Raw genomic sequence first — 17,052 nt, forward strand, 5'->3', positions numbered from 1 at the left:
AAAAACAATGACAGTCAAAGAGATATTCGAAACCATGGATTACGGCCCTGCCCCCGAAAGTGCCGCCGAGGCTCTGGCCTGGCTGGTCGATCAGGGCGACAAGTTCGGTCACTATATCGATGGTGCGTTCACCAAACCCGGCAAAGGGTTCGACAGCCGCAACCCGGCGACCGGAGAGGTTTTGGCCAAGCTGACGCAAGCCAAACAGGCCGATGTGGATGCTGCCGTTTCTGCCGCCCGAAAGGCGCAACCGAAATGGGAGAAGCTGGGCGGTGCAGCCCGTGCGCGGTACCTCTATGCCATCGCGCGCCTGTTGCAGAAGCATTCGCGCCTGTTTGCAGTGCTTGAGAGCCTCGACAACGGCAAGCCGATCCGTGAATCACGCGACATCGACATCCCGTTGGCGCAGCGACATTTCTACTACCACGCGGGCATGGCGCAGCTGATGGAAAGCGAACTGCCCGATGCTGAGGCGTTGGGCGTCTGCGGGCAGATCATCCCGTGGAACTTCCCGTTGCTGATGCTGGCGTGGAAGATTGCGCCGGCACTTGCGATGGGCAACACCGTGGTTCTGAAGCCAGCCGAGTACACTTCGCTGACCGCACTTTTGTTTGCTGACATTTGCACACAGGCCGGGCTGCCCAAAGGCGTAGTCAACATCGTCACTGGTGACGGCGCCGTGGGCGAGATGATCGTGAACGCGGACGTCGACAAGATCGCCTTTACCGGCTCGACAGTTGTGGGCCGCCGTATCCGTGAAGCGACTGCAGGGTCGGGCAAGGAACTGACATTGGAACTGGGCGGCAAGTCGGCCTACGTCGTCTTTGATGATGCCGATATCGACAGTGCCATCGAAGGTCTGGTCGACGCGATCTGGTTCAATCAAGGGCAGGTCTGCTGTGCCGGCTCGCGCCTGTTGGTGCAGGAAGGCATCGCTGAGCGCTTCCACGACAAGTTGCGTGCACGGATGGACAAGCTGCGCATCGGCGATCCGCTGGATAAATGCATTGATGTGGGCGCGGTTGTAGACCCGGTCCAACTGCAAACCATCAAAAGCATGGTCGAAAGCAACACCGCCGGTCACGTGCACCAAGCGGCATGCGATCTGCCGGCGAACGGGTGTTATTACCCGCCGACGCTGATCTCGGGCCTCGAAACCTCTGACCCGCTGATGCAGGAAGAAATCTTTGGCCCGGTTCTTGTGTCGTCAACCTTCCGCACGCCTGAAGAAGCGGTCGAACTGGCCAACAACACCCGTTACGGGCTGGCCGCGACCGTGTGGACCGAGAATGTGAACCTTGCACTGGATATCGCGCCCAAGCTGGTCGCGGGCGTGGTTTGGGTGAATGCCACCAACCTGTTCGACGCGGCAGCCGGATTCGGCGGCGTGCGCGAAAGCGGCTTTGGCCGTGAAGGCGGCTGGGAAGGCTTGACCGCGTACACCAAGCCCAAAGGCAAAGCTAAGCCGTTGGCGAAGGTCGAAGCAGGCACCGGTGATGGCGCTCCGGTCGATCCGATTGACCGTACCGCCAAGATGTATGTCGGAGGCAAACAGGCGCGGCCCGATAGCGGCTATTCGAAACCCGTTTGGGGCAAGTCCGGGCTGTTAGGCCACGTGGGCCTCGCCAATCGCAAGGACGTCCGCAATGCGGTTGAAGCTGCGGCAGGGGCCAATGGATGGTCCAAGACCACCGGCCATCTGCGGGCACAGATCCTGTATTACATCGGCGAAAACCTCTCGGCTCGCGCCGACGAGTTTGCCGCTCGCATCGATGCGATGACCGGCAAGAAAGACGGTGCGAAAGAGGTCCAAGCTTCAATCCAGCGCCTGTTCACCGCCGCCGCTTGGGCCGACAAATATGACGGTCAGGTGCACGGCGTTCCGATCCGTGGTGTGGCGATTGCCATGAAGGAATCCGTGGGTGTCATCGGCGCGCTTTGTGCGGATGAGGCGCCTTTGTTGGGTCTGGTCTCGGCCATGGCTCCGGCGATTGCGATGGGGAATCGGACAGTTCTGGTGGCTTCGGAGCCCTACCCGCTGGCGGCTACCGATTTCTACCAAATCCTCGAAACCTCGGACGTGCCCGCTGGCGTGGTCAACATCCTGACCGGCAGCCATGCGGAATTGGCGAAACCGCTGGCCTCGCACCTGAACGTCGATGCAGTCTGGTCCTTCTCGTCCACCGATCTTTCAAAAGAGATCGAGGTCGTCTCGGCCGGGAACCTGAAACGGACCTGGGTGAATAACGCGACGGCAATCGATTGGGGCGTGGACCATTCCCGCCGCTTCCTGCAGGCTGCGACCGAAGTCAAAAACATCTGGGTGCCCTACGGAGAGTAGGGCTCCCCGCCAAGGGAGGCCTACATGGACTTTTCAGGAAAAACCGTCGTCGTCATCGGCGGAACCAGCGGTATCAATCGCGGCATTGCCGAGGCCTTTGCGGCCTCGGGTGCCAAATTGGCGGTCGCCAGCCGGTCGCAGGAAAAGGTCGATGACACCGTTGCTGCGCTGAAAGCTGCGGGGGCCCAAGACGCCATCGGTGCGGCGTTCGATGTACGTGACCCGGAGGCCGTGGCAAACGGGCTGAAACAGTTCCACGACGCGTTCGGTGACTTCGACGTGCTGGTATCGGGCGCGGCGGGCAACTTCCCGGCATTGGCGGCAGAGATGTCGGTCAATGCGTTTAAGACCGTGATCGATATCGACCTGATGGGCACGATCCACGTGATGAAGGGGGCCTATCCTTTCCTCAAGCGTCCGGGTGCCAGCATCATCAACATCTCGGCCCCGCAATCCTACCTGCCTTACGAAGGCCAAGCCCATGTCTGTGCCGCCAAGGCAGGCGTGGATCAGATCACCCGCACCCTGTCGATGGAATGGGGTGTCGAGGGTATCCGTGTGAACTCGGTCGTGCCGGGCTTTATCGAGGGTACCGAAGGGGCCAAGCGTTTGGCCCCTACGCCAGATGCCGGAGAAGCGCTGCGTAAGGACGTCCCCCTGGGCCGTTGGGGTCAACCGCAGGACGTGGCAAACGCCTGTATGTTCCTAAGCTCCGATCTGGCCAGCTATATCAGCGGCACGGTTCTGGCCGTCGATGGCGCGTTGTACCAGCGTGGTTCGGGCAAGTTCGGCCAGATGATGGGGCAAATGTTGCGCGCGCAGGCGAAAGCACGCTCATAAAACCCATTAACCTGTGAGGTTGTTCATTTACGGCTTCACGTAATTGGCACAGCGTAAGACCCATTCATTGCTAGGGTGGGTCCTTACATGCTGAATAGTCCATTTGAGTTCACCGAGTTTGTCGAACTGGCCACGATGGTCGGCGTCGCCGGGGCTGGCCTTTACATTTTGAACTACTTTTTACTGCAAATCGGCATAGTCCGCGGCAATGGCGTGCTCTACCCTGTTCTGGTTATCGTTGCCGCAAGCTGCGTTCTGATCAGCATGGTAGAAGAATTCAATCTGGCCGGTTCGATCATACAGATGGCCTATATCGCAATCTCGGTCATCGGATTGCTGCGTGGATACCTGTCGCGGCATCTGATCCGCTTTTCCGCAGCCGAGCGCCAGTTCATCTCGCATCATCTTGGGTCACTGAAACCGCATCACGCCCGAAAACTATTGAACACTGCGTCGGTTCAGGAGTTCGCCAAGGGCGACATTCTGATCGAAGAAGCCAGAACAACAGATTTCCTTGGCTATGTCCTGAGCGGGCGAACAACCATCCTGCAAAATGGTCAGGTCATCAATATTTGCGGCTCGAACGAGACACTGGGAGAGCTGACATTCGGCCTTGGCCTGCCCGCAACGGCCACCGTCATCGCCTCAGAGCCGACAACCTGCCTGGTGTTCGACAATTACCGTCTGTCGCGCCTGCTGCGCCGGAACCGGCTCATCGACGACGCGCTGAAAGCCGCGCATTTCAGGCATGCGCGGCAAAAGCTTCTGAGCAGCAACAAGCATACGCTGCGAGCACAGAAACAACCCGTCGCGGCCTGAACGGGTTTAGCCGTCCAGACCCTCGGGCTTGCCGACAATGGTGAAATGAAGCCCGTCAGGGTCCAGCAATTCGCTGGCGACCCGGTTGATCTCTTCTAGCGTGATCGCATTCACCTTGTCGTTGCGGGTGGCGATATAGTCGATGGGCAGGTCTTCCATCTGCATCCCGACCATGATCCCCGCGATTTGGCCATTGCCGTCGAACCTTAGCGGGTACGCGCCCGTCAGGTAGGTTTTGGCATCGTCCAGTTCTTTCTGGGATACACCTTCGGACGCGGCACGGGCCCACTCGTTACGGATCACCTCGACCGCTTCAGCAATGCGATCATTGCTTGACGACACGGACCCCAGATAGACCGAGGCCAGGTCCTTGGGCACCAGATAAGTGCCGATACCATACGTCAGACCACGCTTTTCTCTCACTTCCTGCATCAGGCGGCTTTCAAACCCGCCCCCGCCAAGGATGTGATTCAGGATAAACGCGGCAAAGAAATCGGGATCATCGCGGTCAATGCCTGCATGTCCAAACAGGGCCACAGATTGCGGCGTGTCGAACTCGACTACGCTAACACCACCGGGGATGGACACATCGGCACGTTCGGGGATCGGCTTGCCTGTTTCTGGCAGGTCGGCCAGCAGTTTATCCAGCAACGCGCCCAGCTCTTCGGGAGTGATGTCACCCACCGCGCCGACATACATCCGGTCTTGGACAAAGACATCCTGATAGGCGGTGACCACGTCATCGCGCGTCAGGGCTGTCACGCTTTCGATCGTGCCTTTGCCTTCTGTGCCATAGGGGTGATCGCCATAGGCCATGCGCGCAAAGTTACGACCCGCAATGTCATTTGGGTCGGTTTGATCGGATTTAAGGCCGGACAGTACCTGCGCCTTTACCCGGTCCACTGCATCCTGATCAAAGCGTGGCTCGTGAATGGTGGTGCGAAGCAGGTCGATCACATCGTCCCGGTTTTCAGTCAGGAACTGCGCGGTGATCGACACTGTGTCATCGGTTGCACTGTACCGGAACGAGGCCGCCAGCGATTCCAGCTCACGCGCATAGGTGCGGGCATCCATGTCGCCTGCGCCTTCCTCAATCAGGCCGCTCATCAGGTAGACCGCACCGCGTTTGTCCGCGTCATCCAGCGATGTGCCGCCGCGAAAACGCAGCTCCAGCGCGGTGAAGGGGATCGAGTGATCCTCGACCAGCCATGCGGTGATCCCACCAGGAGAGGTGACCTCTTTGATTTCGATATCAGCCCAGGCAGCGGGCAGAGCGACAACGAATGCGATCAGGGTTGCGAATATCCGTTTCATTGCGTCACCTCATCATCGCGCATCAGCCAGCCGGTGACCGATGTTTCCGGTTGTATCACTTCGCGCGCGGCGGCGATGATCTCATCCCCAGTGACAGCTTGCAGAATATCGGGCCAAGCCTGCACATCCTCGATTGTCAGGCCGCTGGTCAGCGCGCGGCCATAGCGGTTGCCAATCCCATCCACATTGTCGCGCGCATAGGTCTGCGAGGCCCGCAGCTGCATCTTGATCCGGTCAAGGTCCTCTTCGTTCACACCCTCAGCGATGAAGTCGGCAACCGCCTGATCCATTGCATCTTCGGCCTCTTGCAGGGAAACGCCTGCAGCCGGGACGACGATTAGATCAAAGGTCGTATCATCCAGCGAGACACCCCGAAAGAACGCGCCGGTGTAGACAACCTTTTGCTGCTCGAACTGCAGCTTTTCGTTCAGGTAGGATGTCGTGCTTCCGCCCAACAGTTCTGCCAACAGAAACAGGGCAGCCGCTTTTTCCTGTTCGCCCGGATCACGTTCGGGGGCCAGATAGCTGCGCTGCACATAGGGCTGCGACACGCGCGCATCTTTGTACGTCAGACGCCGCTCTGCCGTTTGCGGCGGTTCCTGCGACCGGACTCGTTCAGGCAGGTCAGAGTTGGCGGGGATCACGCCGTAATACTGCTCGGCCAGCGATTTGACCTCGTCCGGTTCGACATCACCGGTGACGACCAGAATGGCGTTATTGGGCGCGTAGTGGGTCTGGTAGAAGGACAGCGCGTCCTCCATGTCCAGCGTTTCCATCTCGTGCCGCCAGCCGATGATTGGCACGCCGTAGCGATGGTTGAGGTATTGCGACGCGCTCATCTGTTCACCGAACAGGGCGCGCGGGCTGTTGTCGGTGCGCTGATTACGCTCTTCTAGGATCACGTCACGCTCGGTGGCGATATCCTCGTCGTTCAGGCGGATATTGCGCATCCGGTCCGCTTCCATCCGCATCATCAGTTCCAGCCGGTCGGCGGCAACGCGTTGGAAATACGCGGTGTAATCATACGACGTGAACGCATTGTCGGTGCCGCCATTGGCCGCAACAGTGGCGGAAAACTCGCCCGGGGCCAGAGTGTCCGTGCCTTTGAACAGCAGGTGTTCCAGGAAATGCGCCACGCCCGACGATCCCACGGGCTCATCTGCTGACCCTGCGCGATACCAGACCATATGCTGCACAACTGGTGCGCGGTGATCTTCGATCACGACGACATCCATGCCGTTGTCCAGCGTAAAGGTAGTGACCGCTTCGTGCCCCTCGCTTGCAGCAAGAGGGGTTGCGGCCATCAGGGCTGCCGACAATGCCAGGGCCCGAACCATAGGGCGTCCTCCGTTTGATTTATGCTGTTCAAACTACGGTGGCACCACGCGGGTTCAAGGCCAATGACGAAAAGTTAAAGATTATTCATCTACCGGTGGCGCCGATGGTGTTTCTATCCCGGCCTGGCGTGCCGCTTCATTCTGACGGTCGGGGTTCAGCGTTTCGCGGCGGTAAATCTGCGAATAACGATCCACTTTGAACAAACGCAAGCGCGTCAGGCGGCCTTGCTTTCTGCGGAACTCGGCATCCTCGGCATCAACCACCTGCCGTGTATTTTCCGCAACCCCATACCGGCTGGAGGCCGTCACAAGCGCGGCGTCCGTGGACGGAATGGCCGTATTTGCGTTCAACGAAGATTCGTTCCCGCCAAGGGCAACGACAGCTTCGGCCTTAGGGTTCGGATCGGTCAGGTTTTCACCACCCAACGTGGGCGCAGGCAGGAACTTGTAATCCTTGGGCTCGGTCAGCGGTTTGACAGGCAGGACCGAGAATTCATCCGGCCCTTGCCCGGGCGCTTCGAGATGGCGCAGTCCAATATCGGAACAACCCGCAGCCGCAAAAGCCAATGTCAAAGCAAATATGGAACGCGGCAGCCGCATCAGAGTCTCCAGCCTGTTTCAGGCGCTTTTATCGCATTTCAAATGGCGCGTCACGAGGCCTTTTTGCCTTCGAACAACACCAGACCAATCGCTCCCGCAAAAATGAACACATCAGCAAGGTTGAACACGAATGGGTTGTTGATGCCGCAGCAGGACATGTTCAGGAAATCCAATACATAGCCATAAAGCAGGCGATCCACGACATTGCCCAGCGCGCCGCCGATTAGCAACCCGCCGCAAACCAGCATCAGTTTCGACGGGGCTGTGTGCATCAGCCAGATCAGCACACCGATTGCGATGACCATGGAAACACCGATCAACGCCCATCGGGCGGCATCGGTATTGCCTTGAAACAGGCCGAAATTGATGCCCCGATTCTCACCGTATTTGAACACTAGCAGCGGCGGCAGGACATCAATGTTCCCTTCGGCTACGCGCATCACGTGAACGACCAGATACTTGCTAATCTGGTCGATCAGTAACGCGGCCAAAACGGCCCAGAGAAGCAGACGAAAGCGCATCAGTGGCGGAAGTGGCGCATGCCGGTAAAGACCATGGCCAGACCGGCCTCATCCGCGGCTGCGATCACATCGTCATCGCGCATCGAGCCACCCGGCTGGATAACACAGGTCGCGCCGGCCTCGGCCGCTTCCATCAGACCGTCCGGGAACGGGAAAAACGCATCCGACGCCACGGCGGAACCAATGGTCAGTGGTTGGGCCAAGCCCAGAGCATCAGCCATGCGCCCGGCTTTCTTGGCTGCAATCATCGCCGAGTCCAGGCGGCTCATCTGTCCGGCACCAACACCCACGGTTGCTCCGTCTTTGACATAGACAATGGCATTGGATTTGACATGTTTGGCGACTTTCCACGCAAACAGAAGATCGCGCATCTGTTCCTCGGTCGGGGCTTTCTTGGTGACGACCTTCAGGTCATCCAGGCCGACAAACCCGTTGTCCTTGTCCTGCACCAGCAGGCCACCGGCTACTTGGCGCACAGTCTTTCCACCTGCGGTCACATCCGGCAGGCCATCGGTTGTCAACAGACGCAGGTTCTTTTTGGCTGCAAAGATTGCCTTAGCCTCATCCGACGCACCCGGAGCGATCACAACTTCGGTGAAAATCCCGGTGATTTCCTGCGCGGTTTCGGCATCCAGCGGTTGGTTCAGCGCAATGATCCCGCCAAAGGCCGAGGTCCGGTCACAATCGAACGCGGCCTTATAGGCCTCGATCAGTGTCTCGCCCTTGGCAACACCGCAGGGGTTGGCATGTTTGATGATCGCGCAGGCTGATCCTTGCGCCGGATCGAACTCGGCCACCAGTTCAAATGCCGCGTCCGTGTCGTTGATGTTGTTGTAGCTCAGTTCCTTACCCTGATGCTGCACCGCGGTCGCGACACCGGGGCGGTTGGTGCCATCGGTGTAGAAGACCGCCTGTTGGTGGCTGTTTTCGCCATAACGCAAGGTCTGCTTCAATTCTCCGGCAAAGGCGCGACGGCGCGGGGCCTGCGCGGCCAGCGCATCAGCCATCCAGTTCGACACAGCCGTGTCATAGGCAGCAGTACGGGCATAGGCTGTCTGCGCCAGGTTCTGACGGAACGCATAGGATGTCTGCCCATCATTGGCCGCCAGCTCAGCCAGCAGCGCGTCGTAATCCTGAACATCCACAACCACATTCACAAAAGCGTGGTTCTTCGACGCCGCGCGGATCATAGCCGGGCCACCAATATCGATGTTTTCGATGCATTCGTCGTAACCCGCACCTTTGGCCACAGTGGCCTCAAACGGATAAAGGTTCACCACCAGCAGGTCGATCGCGCCGATACTATGTTCGTCCATCGCCGCCACGTGGCTGTCATTGTCGCGCAGGGCCAGCAGCCCGCCATGCACCATCGGATGCAGCGTTTTCACACGACCATCCATCATCTCAGGGAAGCCGGTAATCTCGCTGACGTCCTTCACCGCAAGCCCTGCATCGCGCAGCGCCTTGGCGGTACCGCCGGTCGACAGCAGTTCCACCCCACGCTCGGCCAGTGCCTTTCCCAGCTCGATCAGCCCGGTCTTGTCGGAAACGGAAAGCAACGCGCGGCGCACGGGGTGAAGATCGGTCATGGGGTCAAAGGTCCTTTTGGCGTCAATCAAACTCGGGCTCGTCCCGGTGTATATCCCGCACGGCATAGGCTGTGTCCTGGGCCTTGCTCAGCGTCCACCGGATGCGCGTCGCATACTCCATTGCGCGGCCAGATAGAACGATCTGTTTTGTCGCGCGTGGTTTTAAACGCCCGTTTTCCAAATAAACGCTTGGTTCTACGGATAATTTTCCGACGCCGTCATGGCGGAAAACCCAGATCTCACCACTTTTCAGCGCCATCGACACCGCAGCGCCCCCCAGATCCAGTGCCGCATCCACGTCCGGATGCAGGTGAAATCGGATGTCAAAGGCGATACCCTTCAGACCCGAGGCGTCCATCGCCTTGTCAAATTGGCGCTTCGCCTTATCGGTGGCCGTCAGCAGAATATCCTCGCAGGCCAACTCACGCCCATCAAAGCGCAGCTCAAAGGTACGCGCATGTGTCAATCCGAAGACCTTGGTATACCCGTCATGCCCGGCCATGAATCGCGTGCCTTCAAAGGCATCCTCGAAATCAATGGGAACCTCATGCGGCGCATCCACCAGTGCCTCGCGTTCGGCGCCCTGCGTCGGCGGCGCCAGCCGAGCGCTTGAATACCCATCAAGGCACAGTGTCGAATGCGACGGTGTCGCCCGACCCGCACGCCGCCATTCCGTCCCAAAGCTTTCGCCCGATCCGCAATTGACCACCAGTGGTCTGCGGCCCGACGTCAGTTCGAAAGCCAGGGTCGAAGCATGGGCGTTGTATGACGCCGCCCCCTTGGGCGGAGTGGCGGCATCCACAATCACGCTGGTTCTGGCCGCATAAAGTCGGGCAAATCCCATGGACAGCCCCGTGGCGTGATGTGGCCTGACACCGCTTTGCGCCAGTGCCTGATCCAGACGCCCTTCGACACCGCGCCCACCGCCGTGAAACCGAGCCAAAGCCCCGTCCGCATGGCGCAGGCTGCGCAAGGTGGGGGCCATGCGTTTAATGGCACTTGCCTGCGCCCCGGGCGTGCCCCGGCCCAATGCGCTGAGCGCGGCCGAGGTCCATGAAAGCAGCATAAAAACCTCAAGCAGCTCTTCGGGGTTGCGGGTTAAGATTCCGCCCTGTTCATCAATCTGGCTGTCGCATTCGCGCGCCAACGCACGAAGGGCGGGATCAGCCATTTGCTCCAACCCCTCCAGCGCCAATCCGGCCTGCACCAGCCCGGCAAGCGCCTCAAACCGGGGAAGACCGGGAGTCGCTGCCTTCCAGCGCTTGGACAAAAACCATGTCTGTTGGGCCAACGAACGAAAAAACATCCTGCTTTGGTGTTCATCTGCGCCACGCAACAGGAAAATCGCATGATTGATCCAGCGTATAACGCGCCGACCGGTCAGATCAGGTGCCCAGCCAGGCCCCTGACCGCGGCCATGCGCGTTGATCCAGCCCCAGACCCACCGCTGGGCCTTTTCACGCGCGCGCATATCGCCAACAGCCGCCAGATCGTCGAGCCAGGCAAAGCCGTGGCGTTCATTGTCGAACCCGGTGCTGGGCGCGGCCACATCCCACAGCTCGGTATCCTGAGCTTCGACCAGAAAGCCCGCAAATAGCAGATTTCCGGCGACCAACTGACGTCCGCGCGCAAATGAGCCGACCGTGCGTGGTTCCGGCTCGCCAACAAACCCCGAGACCGCTTTTTGCCGCTGGCTGAGCCGTGCATAGAGACGGTTCTGAAACCGTGTCAACCGATTGGTCATGGTATCTGTCTTCGACATGACGCTCGTTACTCTGCCCCTTGCGCTCTGCTGGCGCCTGAGACCCAACGATAGACCGGGGCGATCGTCAAGTCATCGAAAAGCATGCCACTACGCCGATTTGTTCAGGCGCGCGATATAGAACCCGTCCATTCCACCAAGATCAGCCCAGTAATCGGGCCGCAGGCGCAGGCCGCCTTCCTCGGTGATCCATTCGGACTCGATTCCGCCAATATTCAAGGCCGCCCGATCCACCGACATGTCCGGGTGTTGGTCCAGCGCTTCTTCGACCTGCACCTCGCCCTCATCCGGCAGGAGAGAACAAGTGCAATAGACCAGCCGCCCGCCGGGTTTCAACAAGCTCCAGGCGTGGGCCAGCATCCGGGCCTGCAGCTCGATCAGCGCACCGAATTCCGATCCGTCTTTTGCAAAAGGCAGGTCCGGGTGTCTGCGGATCGTTCCCGTGGCCGAACACGGCGCATCCAAAAGGATGGCGTCATACTGGCCTTGATGTTCAAGCGCGTCGCCTGCGACGACAGTGGCGGTCAGCCCGGTGCGTTTGAGATTCTCATGCACCCGCGCCAATCGCGATTCCGAGATGTCGAGCGCCGTAACATCGGTCCCAGCCGCCGCCAGTTGCAGTGTTTTTCCACCCGGAGCGGCGCAAAGGTCGAGGATCTTTTCGCCCGATTTCGGGGCAAGTATGCGCACTGGAATAGCGGCCGCCGCGTCCTGCACCCACCAATCACCTTTGCCATAGCCCGGAAGGGCCGTGACCTGACCGGCATCGTGCAGCCGCGTCGAACCGGTCGGCAGGGCCTCACCCGGTCCGCTGACGCCCGGCTTCACAGTCAGGTCAAGCGGTGCGCCAGAAAATTGCGCCTTTTCCATTCCCGCGATTGCATCCTCACCCCATGCCATGATCAGCGGACCACGCAGCCATTCGGGCAAACGCGGCACGCGCATTTTGGGCCATGCTTCGGGCCCTTCGGCGGCCACTTTGCGCAACACGGCATTCACCAGGCCTTTCAGCCGTCCGTGCTTGCGTGAACGCCCTACAATGTCGACCATTGAATTCACTACACCATGTGCCGCTTCACCGTGGCACAGCTCGACCGCGCCAAGGCGCAGGGCGTTATGCACAGTCAAAGCGGGGGTACGGTTCAGGTGGTTTTCAAGCAGACGATCCGCACGCTCCAACCCGCGCAAGGTTTCCAGCGTCAGGCGTTGCGCCCGCGCGCGATCTTCAGGGGCCAACCTGTCCAGCGCGCCGGCGGCCAGACATTCGGACAGCAGGCGTCCTTCACCCAGAATCTGATCCAGCAGATAGATCGCGCTGCGTCGCGCCGCTGTTGCGTTGTCTGACATGGAATCGCCTTTGAATAAATCCTCGCCCGCATTGCCAATAGCGGACGCGGGCGTATATCAAGCCCATGCACGGAAAGGAACCCGATGTCATGAGTGACGACCGCAAAGACCTGCCGCCTGCCGCCCAGCGCGCCCTTGCCGAAGCTGAAGAGCGGCGCCGCAAGGCCGAGGCCAAAGCGAAAGAGATGCCAAAGGAACTGGGCGGTCGCGACGGTCCTGACCCGGCCCGCTATGGCGATTGGGAGAAGAAGGGCATCGCGATCGATTTCTGATCGCCTATCCCCGCAGAACTTCCAGAAAATCCGCTATCAGAGCGCGCTGCTTCTTTGATTTCGCCCGTTCTTCCGGCCATGTCAGCCAATACCCATCCTTCGTTTTCAGCTCGGGCAGGTGCAACCGGCGCAACCGTCCGTCCTGTAGATCCGCCTTGGCCAGTGGCATCGACCCCAACGCTACGCCCATGCCCTGACGTGCCGCGGACAACGCGTGTTCCATTGAATCGAAGCTGATGTTCGACGTAGTCACATCGCCCTGATCTGCCTTTCGCGCCCAATCTCGCCACCCCGGCCGTTCTCCGCGCAGATCAATCAAAGGCGCGCCCCATTCAACACCCGGAGCCGCCATCGGCACCAACACTTCAGCTGCGATCAATTCGGAATCCCGCCCGGGCCAGGCACCGCGACCGTAGCGGATTTGCAGCCATGTCCGCTCTTCATCCAGCGACGACCGTCGTGCCACGGAATCGGTGAGGACACGCACCTTCGGCTGCATCTCCTGAAATCGCGCAAGGCTGGGAACCACAAGCGCGTGGATGTGCGATGACAAACCGGCCACCCGCAATTCGCGCGGGGATTTGCCAAACAGATCCTCGGTATTGCGTTCAAGCGCCTGCAAACTGTCTTGCACCAGCGGCAGGTAGCTTTCGCCTTCGACGGTCAATGACACGCCACGTGCCTCACGCACAAACAACGTGCGCCCAAGCCAGGCCTCAAGGTTACCGATCCGCTGGCTTACCGCCGCTTGTGTCAGACCAAATTCCCTCGCCGCTGCCGAAAACCCGCCCAGACGCCCCGCCGCCTCAAAAACGCGCAGCCAGTCCAAGGGCGGCAACCCGATTTTTTTCTTAGCCATAAGTTTTTCCAAGCCTCAGCAGAAAGAAGGATTAATTGTCGTAATGCCACAAGAGGCGTATCTCCTCAACCAAAGCCCGCGCTGAACAGGAGACCCCCCATGCTGCGCTCTGCCACCCATGACACCTTGGTCGTGACCGTTGAGTTCGACACCGGCACCAAAGCTCGCTTTCACGCCATCTGGCTACGCGACAACGCGCTGGACCCCGAAACGCGCGCGCCCGGCAATGGCCAACGTCTGATCACCATCGGTGATATCCCCTCAGACATTTCGGTCAGCGCCGCCGAAATCAGCAATGGTGATCTGACAGTCACCTTTCAGCCCGAAGGCAAGACCGTCACCTTCCCCGCCGACTGGCTGGCCGCGCACAGCTATGACCGCGATCACAGCCTTCCTACCGGTCGGACAGCCCCCGGCATCACCACCTGGGAACGCGGCATCGACGCGCCCAGCGCTGATTGGGATGAGGTCCACGCCAATCCCAGCGCCAAACGCGGATGGCTTGGTGCGGTGGCCGAATACGGCTTTGCCAAGCTGACCGGCGGCCCGACTGAACCGGAATCCCTGCTGAAAGTCGCTGATCTGTTCGGCTATGTGCGCGAAACCAACTACGGCCCCTATTTTGAGGTCCGGACCGAGGTGAACCCGACCAACCTCGCCTATACCGGCCTTGGTCTGCAGGCGCATACCGACAACCCCTATCGTGATCCGGTTCCGACGCTGCAAATCCTCTATTGTCTGGAAAACAGCGCAGAGGGCGGTGATTCCATCGTGGTTGACGGCTTCCGCGCCGCTAAAAAACTGCGCGAACAGAACCCGGAAGGCTTTGCCTTGCTTGCAGGCTATCCCGCCCGGTTCGAATACAAGGGCTCGGACGGTATCTGCCTACGGTCACGCCGCCCGATGATTGAACTCTCACCGGATGGTGAATTGGTCGGTATCCGGTTCAACAACCGCTCATCCGCGCCGTTCGTCGACGTGCCGTTCGACCAGATGAAGGCCTATTACGCCGCCTATCGCCAATTGGGCGAGATCATCGACGACCCCGCCATGGGCGTGTCGTTCAAACTGGAACCAGGCGAGAGTTTCATCGTCGACAACACCCGCGTGCTGCACGCGCGTCTGGGCTATTCCGGTGCGGGCTCACGCTGGTTGCAGGGCTGTTACGCCGACAAGGACGGGTTGCTGTCCACATTGGCCGCGATGGAAATGAGCCAACCGGAGGCCGCAGAATGAAGCCCGATTTCTCGACCCTGAGCCAGGACAATATCGTGGCTTTCATCGGCGATATCTTCGACCGCCGCGGCGGTGAGGAATATCTGGGTGAGCCCGTCACCATGGCCGAACACATGCTTCAAGGTGCAACGATCGCTGAGCAGAACGGCCAGCCCGAGGAAATCATCGTCGGCGCATTGCTGCACGATATCGGTCATTTCACCTCCGAGTTCGGCACCTATCACCCGGATGACACCGAGGATCGCCACCACGAGGATGCAGGCGCTGAGGTGCTGGAACAGTTCTTCCCCTCGGTCATCACCGATTGCTGCCGCTATCACGTGGCAGCCAAGCGGTATCTCTGCGCCACCAAGCCTGAATATTTCAACCGCCTGTCCACCGCTTCGGTCCATACGCTGGAATTGCAGGGCGGGCCGATGAGCGCTGAGGAGATCGCAGAGTTCGAGAGTAATCCGAACCTGAAAGAAATCATTCAGGTGCGCTATCTGGACGAGGCAGGCAAGCGGGCTGACATGGAAACGCCGGATTTCACCCATTTCGCACCGATGGTACAGCGCATGGTCGACAGGCATCTGGGCACATCATGAGCGCGCCGGAATATATCTTCGAGGCCAGTTCAAAACCGTCCCTTCCCTGGCACGAGGTTCCGCTGATCCGGGCCACGGACACGTCGGTCAAAGGCTATGGCTGTCTGGTTGATGACCCCGATACCTTCGAGATTGAAATCGCTCGCTGGCCCCAGCAGGGCTGGCGCCAGATTGACGAAGGCACCGGCGACGAGGGCGGCTGGGTCGAAGGCACGTTCAAATGCGATTGGCAGGGTGACGTGCTTTATGGTGAGAACGAGGCCGTCAAAGGCCACTATGTTCTGGGTTGGTCCGCTGATCCACAACAGGCGCAGACCGACCTGCAGACGGCACCGCGCGATCAGGTTCTACTGTGGCACATGAACTACCACCCCGATGGCGGGCAGATGTTCTGGCCGCTGGACAACAAGCCCTTCATCGTGCCTGTCGCCCTGCCCGGCGACAACCTGACGCCAGAAAAAGTGGTCGCATTCTGGTGTGACGGCACGCGTGGCCTCTATATTCATCCCGGCATCTGGCACGAAGGGATATTCCCCGTCGAAGACAACCAGCGCTTCCTTGATCGACAGGGCCGCGTGCACGCCCGGGTCAGCGCCGATATCGGCAAAGAGTTCGGCGTTTACCTTGCCTGCCCCTTGCGCGCGGACAAGATACGCGATCTGTAGCCAAACCTGTCGCTTCCGGGCGGCGCTTTTCAGATTCCTTTAACCCTTGCCGCAAACTTCTGCGATACTCTCCCTGTGTGTGCATAAGGGAGGCGCAGATGGGATTGAACCGTCGGAAATTGGTACAACTAGGCACCGCAGCCACCGCGAGTGCGGCGCTGCCGCGATTTGCTGTCGGCGCAACTGGCCAGAATGAGGCGTTCGAGGCAAAGTTCGCCGGAACACTGGCTGGTCTCAAAGCCGCGTTCGCCAAGCTCGGGTTTTCCGAGTCACAGCCTTTTTCGATTGTCACCGGTAACGTCGACTATAATGGCGGGCTGCGGCACGATTTCGAGCAAAAGAAATTGCAACCAAACGCTTTCGTCATACAACCGCTGGCTCGCGTCGCAGATGTGGAAGAAAAAAACCGCCCCGATGTCCTGCCCCTGTTTCACGAGGTTGGCTGCCATCCAGCAGGCGCGGTCAGCGGGCGTGACACCACGGAACTTATGGTGCGTCTTCTGACTGAAGAGTTCAGCCTTGACCCATCCCGCATTGCTTTTGTCAGCGTGCCTCAGGCCGATGACGTGCGCCCGGTTCTGGATGGGATGAACTTGCCGTTTTCGCAAAAGGTCCTGCTGCGCGATGAGGCCGAGGCATTGGCCGCCCGCGACGCCTCAGGTTATTTCTTTCCAGATCCGTTTGGCGAGGATTATTTGGTCACGATGGGCGTTTATTACCGCGTCGGCAATCAAACTGAACCCGCACCCGAGTCTTATCCACCATCTGCCAACTGGACCGAAATCGGAGAGATCATAATCGGCGGCGAGGCCGCACCGTTAGGCATATCAATCGGAGCAGAGCGTCTGACCTATGCGTTGACAGGTCAGTTCCCGACATGGGACCAGCGTTTGGATGCTCTGTTCGCGCATATCGACTTGGGGCATGCAGAACCGCCGGGAATCGCCGCGTTCAGGTAGGATC

The 17,052-nt window shown here is 59.7% G+C and carries 16 protein-coding genes; 8 read left to right on the plus strand and 8 right to left on the minus strand.

The genetic code is table 11. The annotated features are described in order from the left end of the window. The first annotated feature begins 7 nt into the window (after nt 1-7). The 3 genes from AC2FLA_RS05160 to AC2FLA_RS05170 all read left to right on the plus strand — a co-directional run bounded on the left by AC2FLA_RS05160 (nt 8) and on the right by AC2FLA_RS05170 (nt 4,000). Nucleotides 8-2,341: an aldehyde dehydrogenase family protein gene (locus tag AC2FLA_RS05160; protein ID WP_496721009.1), complete on the plus strand. Its 2,334-nt coding sequence runs from the start codon at nt 8-10 to the stop codon at nt 2,339-2,341. A 24-nt stretch (nt 2,342-2,365) separates the two neighbouring features. After that, nucleotides 2,366-3,181, plus strand: a complete 816-nt coding sequence (locus tag AC2FLA_RS05165) for an SDR family oxidoreductase (protein WP_496721011.1) — start codon at nt 2,366-2,368, stop codon at nt 3,179-3,181. Between the two features lie 87 nt (nt 3,182-3,268). Next, nucleotides 3,269-4,000: a cyclic nucleotide-binding domain-containing protein gene (locus tag AC2FLA_RS05170; protein WP_496721013.1), complete on the plus strand. Its 732-nt coding sequence runs from the start codon at nt 3,269-3,271 to the stop codon at nt 3,998-4,000. Nucleotides 4,001-4,006: 6 nt separating this feature from the next. Here AC2FLA_RS05170 and AC2FLA_RS05175 read toward each other — a convergent pair whose 3' ends face one another. From AC2FLA_RS05175 to AC2FLA_RS05205, 7 genes are all read right to left on the minus strand, one after another. Then, nucleotides 4,007-5,314, minus strand: a complete 1,308-nt coding sequence (locus tag AC2FLA_RS05175) for a M16 family metallopeptidase (protein WP_496721015.1) — start codon at nt 5,312-5,314, stop codon at nt 4,007-4,009. Beyond that, on the minus strand, nt 5,311-6,651 hold the full coding sequence (locus AC2FLA_RS05180; protein WP_496721017.1) for a M16 family metallopeptidase: 1,341 nt from the start codon (nt 6,649-6,651) through the stop codon (nt 5,311-5,313). The genes AC2FLA_RS05175 and AC2FLA_RS05180 overlap by 4 nt, the downstream gene beginning before the upstream one ends. A gap of 81 nt (nt 6,652-6,732) precedes the next feature. Continuing rightward, nucleotides 6,733-7,251 carry a DUF3035 domain-containing protein gene (locus AC2FLA_RS05185; protein WP_496721019.1) on the minus strand — a complete coding sequence of 173 codons (519 nt, stop codon included), beginning with the start codon at nt 7,249-7,251 and terminating at the stop codon, nt 6,733-6,735. Between the two features lie 50 nt (nt 7,252-7,301). After that, entirely contained in the window at nt 7,302-7,772 is a 471-nt protein-coding gene (gene lspA / locus AC2FLA_RS05190) for a signal peptidase II (RefSeq protein WP_496721020.1), read from the minus strand. Beyond that, nucleotides 7,772-9,361, minus strand: a complete 1,590-nt coding sequence (gene purH, locus AC2FLA_RS05195) for a bifunctional phosphoribosylaminoimidazolecarboxamide formyltransferase/IMP cyclohydrolase (protein ID WP_496721022.1) — start codon at nt 9,359-9,361, stop codon at nt 7,772-7,774. The genes lspA and purH overlap by 1 nt, the downstream gene beginning before the upstream one ends. 22 nt (nt 9,362-9,383) lie before the next feature. Beyond that, a complete protein-coding gene (locus tag AC2FLA_RS05200) occupies nt 9,384-11,123 on the minus strand; it encodes a heparinase II/III family protein (RefSeq protein ID WP_496721024.1) in 1,740 nt (579 codons plus the stop codon). A gap of 90 nt (nt 11,124-11,213) precedes the next feature. Next, on the minus strand, nt 11,214-12,470 hold the full coding sequence (locus AC2FLA_RS05205) for an RsmB/NOP family class I SAM-dependent RNA methyltransferase (protein WP_496721026.1): 1,257 nt from the start codon (nt 12,468-12,470) through the stop codon (nt 11,214-11,216). An 89-nt stretch (nt 12,471-12,559) separates the two neighbouring features. On the opposite strand from AC2FLA_RS05205, the gene AC2FLA_RS05210 reads away from it, so the two are divergent. Then, nucleotides 12,560-12,742 carry a DUF1674 domain-containing protein gene (locus AC2FLA_RS05210; protein WP_170550772.1) on the plus strand — a complete coding sequence of 61 codons (183 nt, stop codon included), beginning with the start codon at nt 12,560-12,562 and terminating at the stop codon, nt 12,740-12,742. 4 nt (nt 12,743-12,746) lie between these two features. On the opposite strand, the gene AC2FLA_RS05215 is transcribed toward AC2FLA_RS05210, so the two are convergent. Beyond that, on the minus strand, nt 12,747-13,601 hold the full coding sequence (locus AC2FLA_RS05215; protein ID WP_496721028.1) for a LysR family transcriptional regulator: 855 nt from the start codon (nt 13,599-13,601) through the stop codon (nt 12,747-12,749). Between the two features lie 99 nt (nt 13,602-13,700). Here AC2FLA_RS05215 and tmpA point away from each other — a divergent pair, with 99 nt between their 5' ends. The 4 genes from tmpA to AC2FLA_RS05235 all read left to right on the plus strand — a co-directional run bounded on the left by tmpA (nt 13,701) and on the right by AC2FLA_RS05235 (nt 17,048). Beyond that, nucleotides 13,701-14,837 carry a 2-trimethylaminoethylphosphonate dioxygenase gene (gene tmpA / locus AC2FLA_RS05220; RefSeq protein ID WP_496721030.1) on the plus strand — a complete coding sequence of 379 codons (1,137 nt, stop codon included), beginning with the start codon at nt 13,701-13,703 and terminating at the stop codon, nt 14,835-14,837. Continuing rightward, nucleotides 14,834-15,424, plus strand: a complete 591-nt coding sequence (tmpB, locus tag AC2FLA_RS05225) for a (R)-1-hydroxy-2-trimethylaminoethylphosphonate oxygenase (protein WP_496721031.1) — start codon at nt 14,834-14,836, stop codon at nt 15,422-15,424. Before tmpA ends, tmpB begins: the two co-directional genes overlap by 4 nt. Further along, the gene (locus AC2FLA_RS05230; RefSeq protein WP_109313582.1) at nt 15,421-16,089 is read left to right on the plus strand and encodes an ureidoglycolate lyase; all 669 of its coding nucleotides are present in this window, start codon (nt 15,421-15,423) and stop codon (nt 16,087-16,089) included. The genes tmpB and AC2FLA_RS05230 overlap by 4 nt, the downstream gene beginning before the upstream one ends. Before the next feature lie 98 nt (nt 16,090-16,187). Continuing rightward, nucleotides 16,188-17,048, plus strand: a complete 861-nt coding sequence (locus tag AC2FLA_RS05235; protein WP_496721033.1) for a hypothetical protein — start codon at nt 16,188-16,190, stop codon at nt 17,046-17,048. Nucleotides 17,049-17,052: the final 4 nt, after the last annotated feature.

The sequence above is a fragment of the Ruegeria sp. CDSA033 genome, assembly GCF_059612305.1.

Bases quoted from the DNA above. Each gene is read 5' to 3' on its own strand.
- AC2FLA_RS05160 (WP_496721009.1), top strand. From the start codon at position 8: ATGACAGTCAAAGAGATATTCGAAACCATGGATTACGGCCCTGCCCCC.
- AC2FLA_RS05165 (WP_496721011.1), top strand. From the start codon at position 2,366: ATGGACTTTTCAGGAAAAACCGTCGTCGTCATCGGCGGAACCAGCGGT.
- AC2FLA_RS05170 (WP_496721013.1), top strand. From the start codon at position 3,269: ATGCTGAATAGTCCATTTGAGTTCACCGAGTTTGTCGAACTGGCCACG.
- AC2FLA_RS05175 (WP_496721015.1), bottom strand. From the start codon at position 5,314: ATGAAACGGATATTCGCAACCCTGATCGCATTCGTTGTCGCTCTGCCC.
- AC2FLA_RS05180 (WP_496721017.1), bottom strand. From the start codon at position 6,651: ATGGTTCGGGCCCTGGCATTGTCGGCAGCCCTGATGGCCGCAACCCCT.
- AC2FLA_RS05185 (WP_496721019.1), bottom strand. From the start codon at position 7,251: ATGCGGCTGCCGCGTTCCATATTTGCTTTGACATTGGCTTTTGCGGCT.
- lspA (WP_496721020.1), bottom strand. From the start codon at position 7,772: ATGCGCTTTCGTCTGCTTCTCTGGGCCGTTTTGGCCGCGTTACTGATC.
- purH (WP_496721022.1), bottom strand. From the start codon at position 9,361: ATGACCGATCTTCACCCCGTGCGCCGCGCGTTGCTTTCCGTTTCCGAC.
- AC2FLA_RS05200 (WP_496721024.1), bottom strand. From the start codon at position 11,123: ATGTCGAAGACAGATACCATGACCAATCGGTTGACACGGTTTCAGAAC.
- AC2FLA_RS05205 (WP_496721026.1), bottom strand. From the start codon at position 12,470: ATGTCAGACAACGCAACAGCGGCGCGACGCAGCGCGATCTATCTGCTG.
- AC2FLA_RS05210 (WP_170550772.1), top strand. From the start codon at position 12,560: ATGAGTGACGACCGCAAAGACCTGCCGCCTGCCGCCCAGCGCGCCCTT.
- AC2FLA_RS05215 (WP_496721028.1), bottom strand. From the start codon at position 13,601: ATGGCTAAGAAAAAAATCGGGTTGCCGCCCTTGGACTGGCTGCGCGTT.
- tmpA (WP_496721030.1), top strand. From the start codon at position 13,701: ATGCTGCGCTCTGCCACCCATGACACCTTGGTCGTGACCGTTGAGTTC.
- tmpB (WP_496721031.1), top strand. From the start codon at position 14,834: ATGAAGCCCGATTTCTCGACCCTGAGCCAGGACAATATCGTGGCTTTC.
- AC2FLA_RS05230 (WP_109313582.1), top strand. From the start codon at position 15,421: ATGAGCGCGCCGGAATATATCTTCGAGGCCAGTTCAAAACCGTCCCTT.
- AC2FLA_RS05235 (WP_496721033.1), top strand. From the start codon at position 16,188: ATGGGATTGAACCGTCGGAAATTGGTACAACTAGGCACCGCAGCCACC.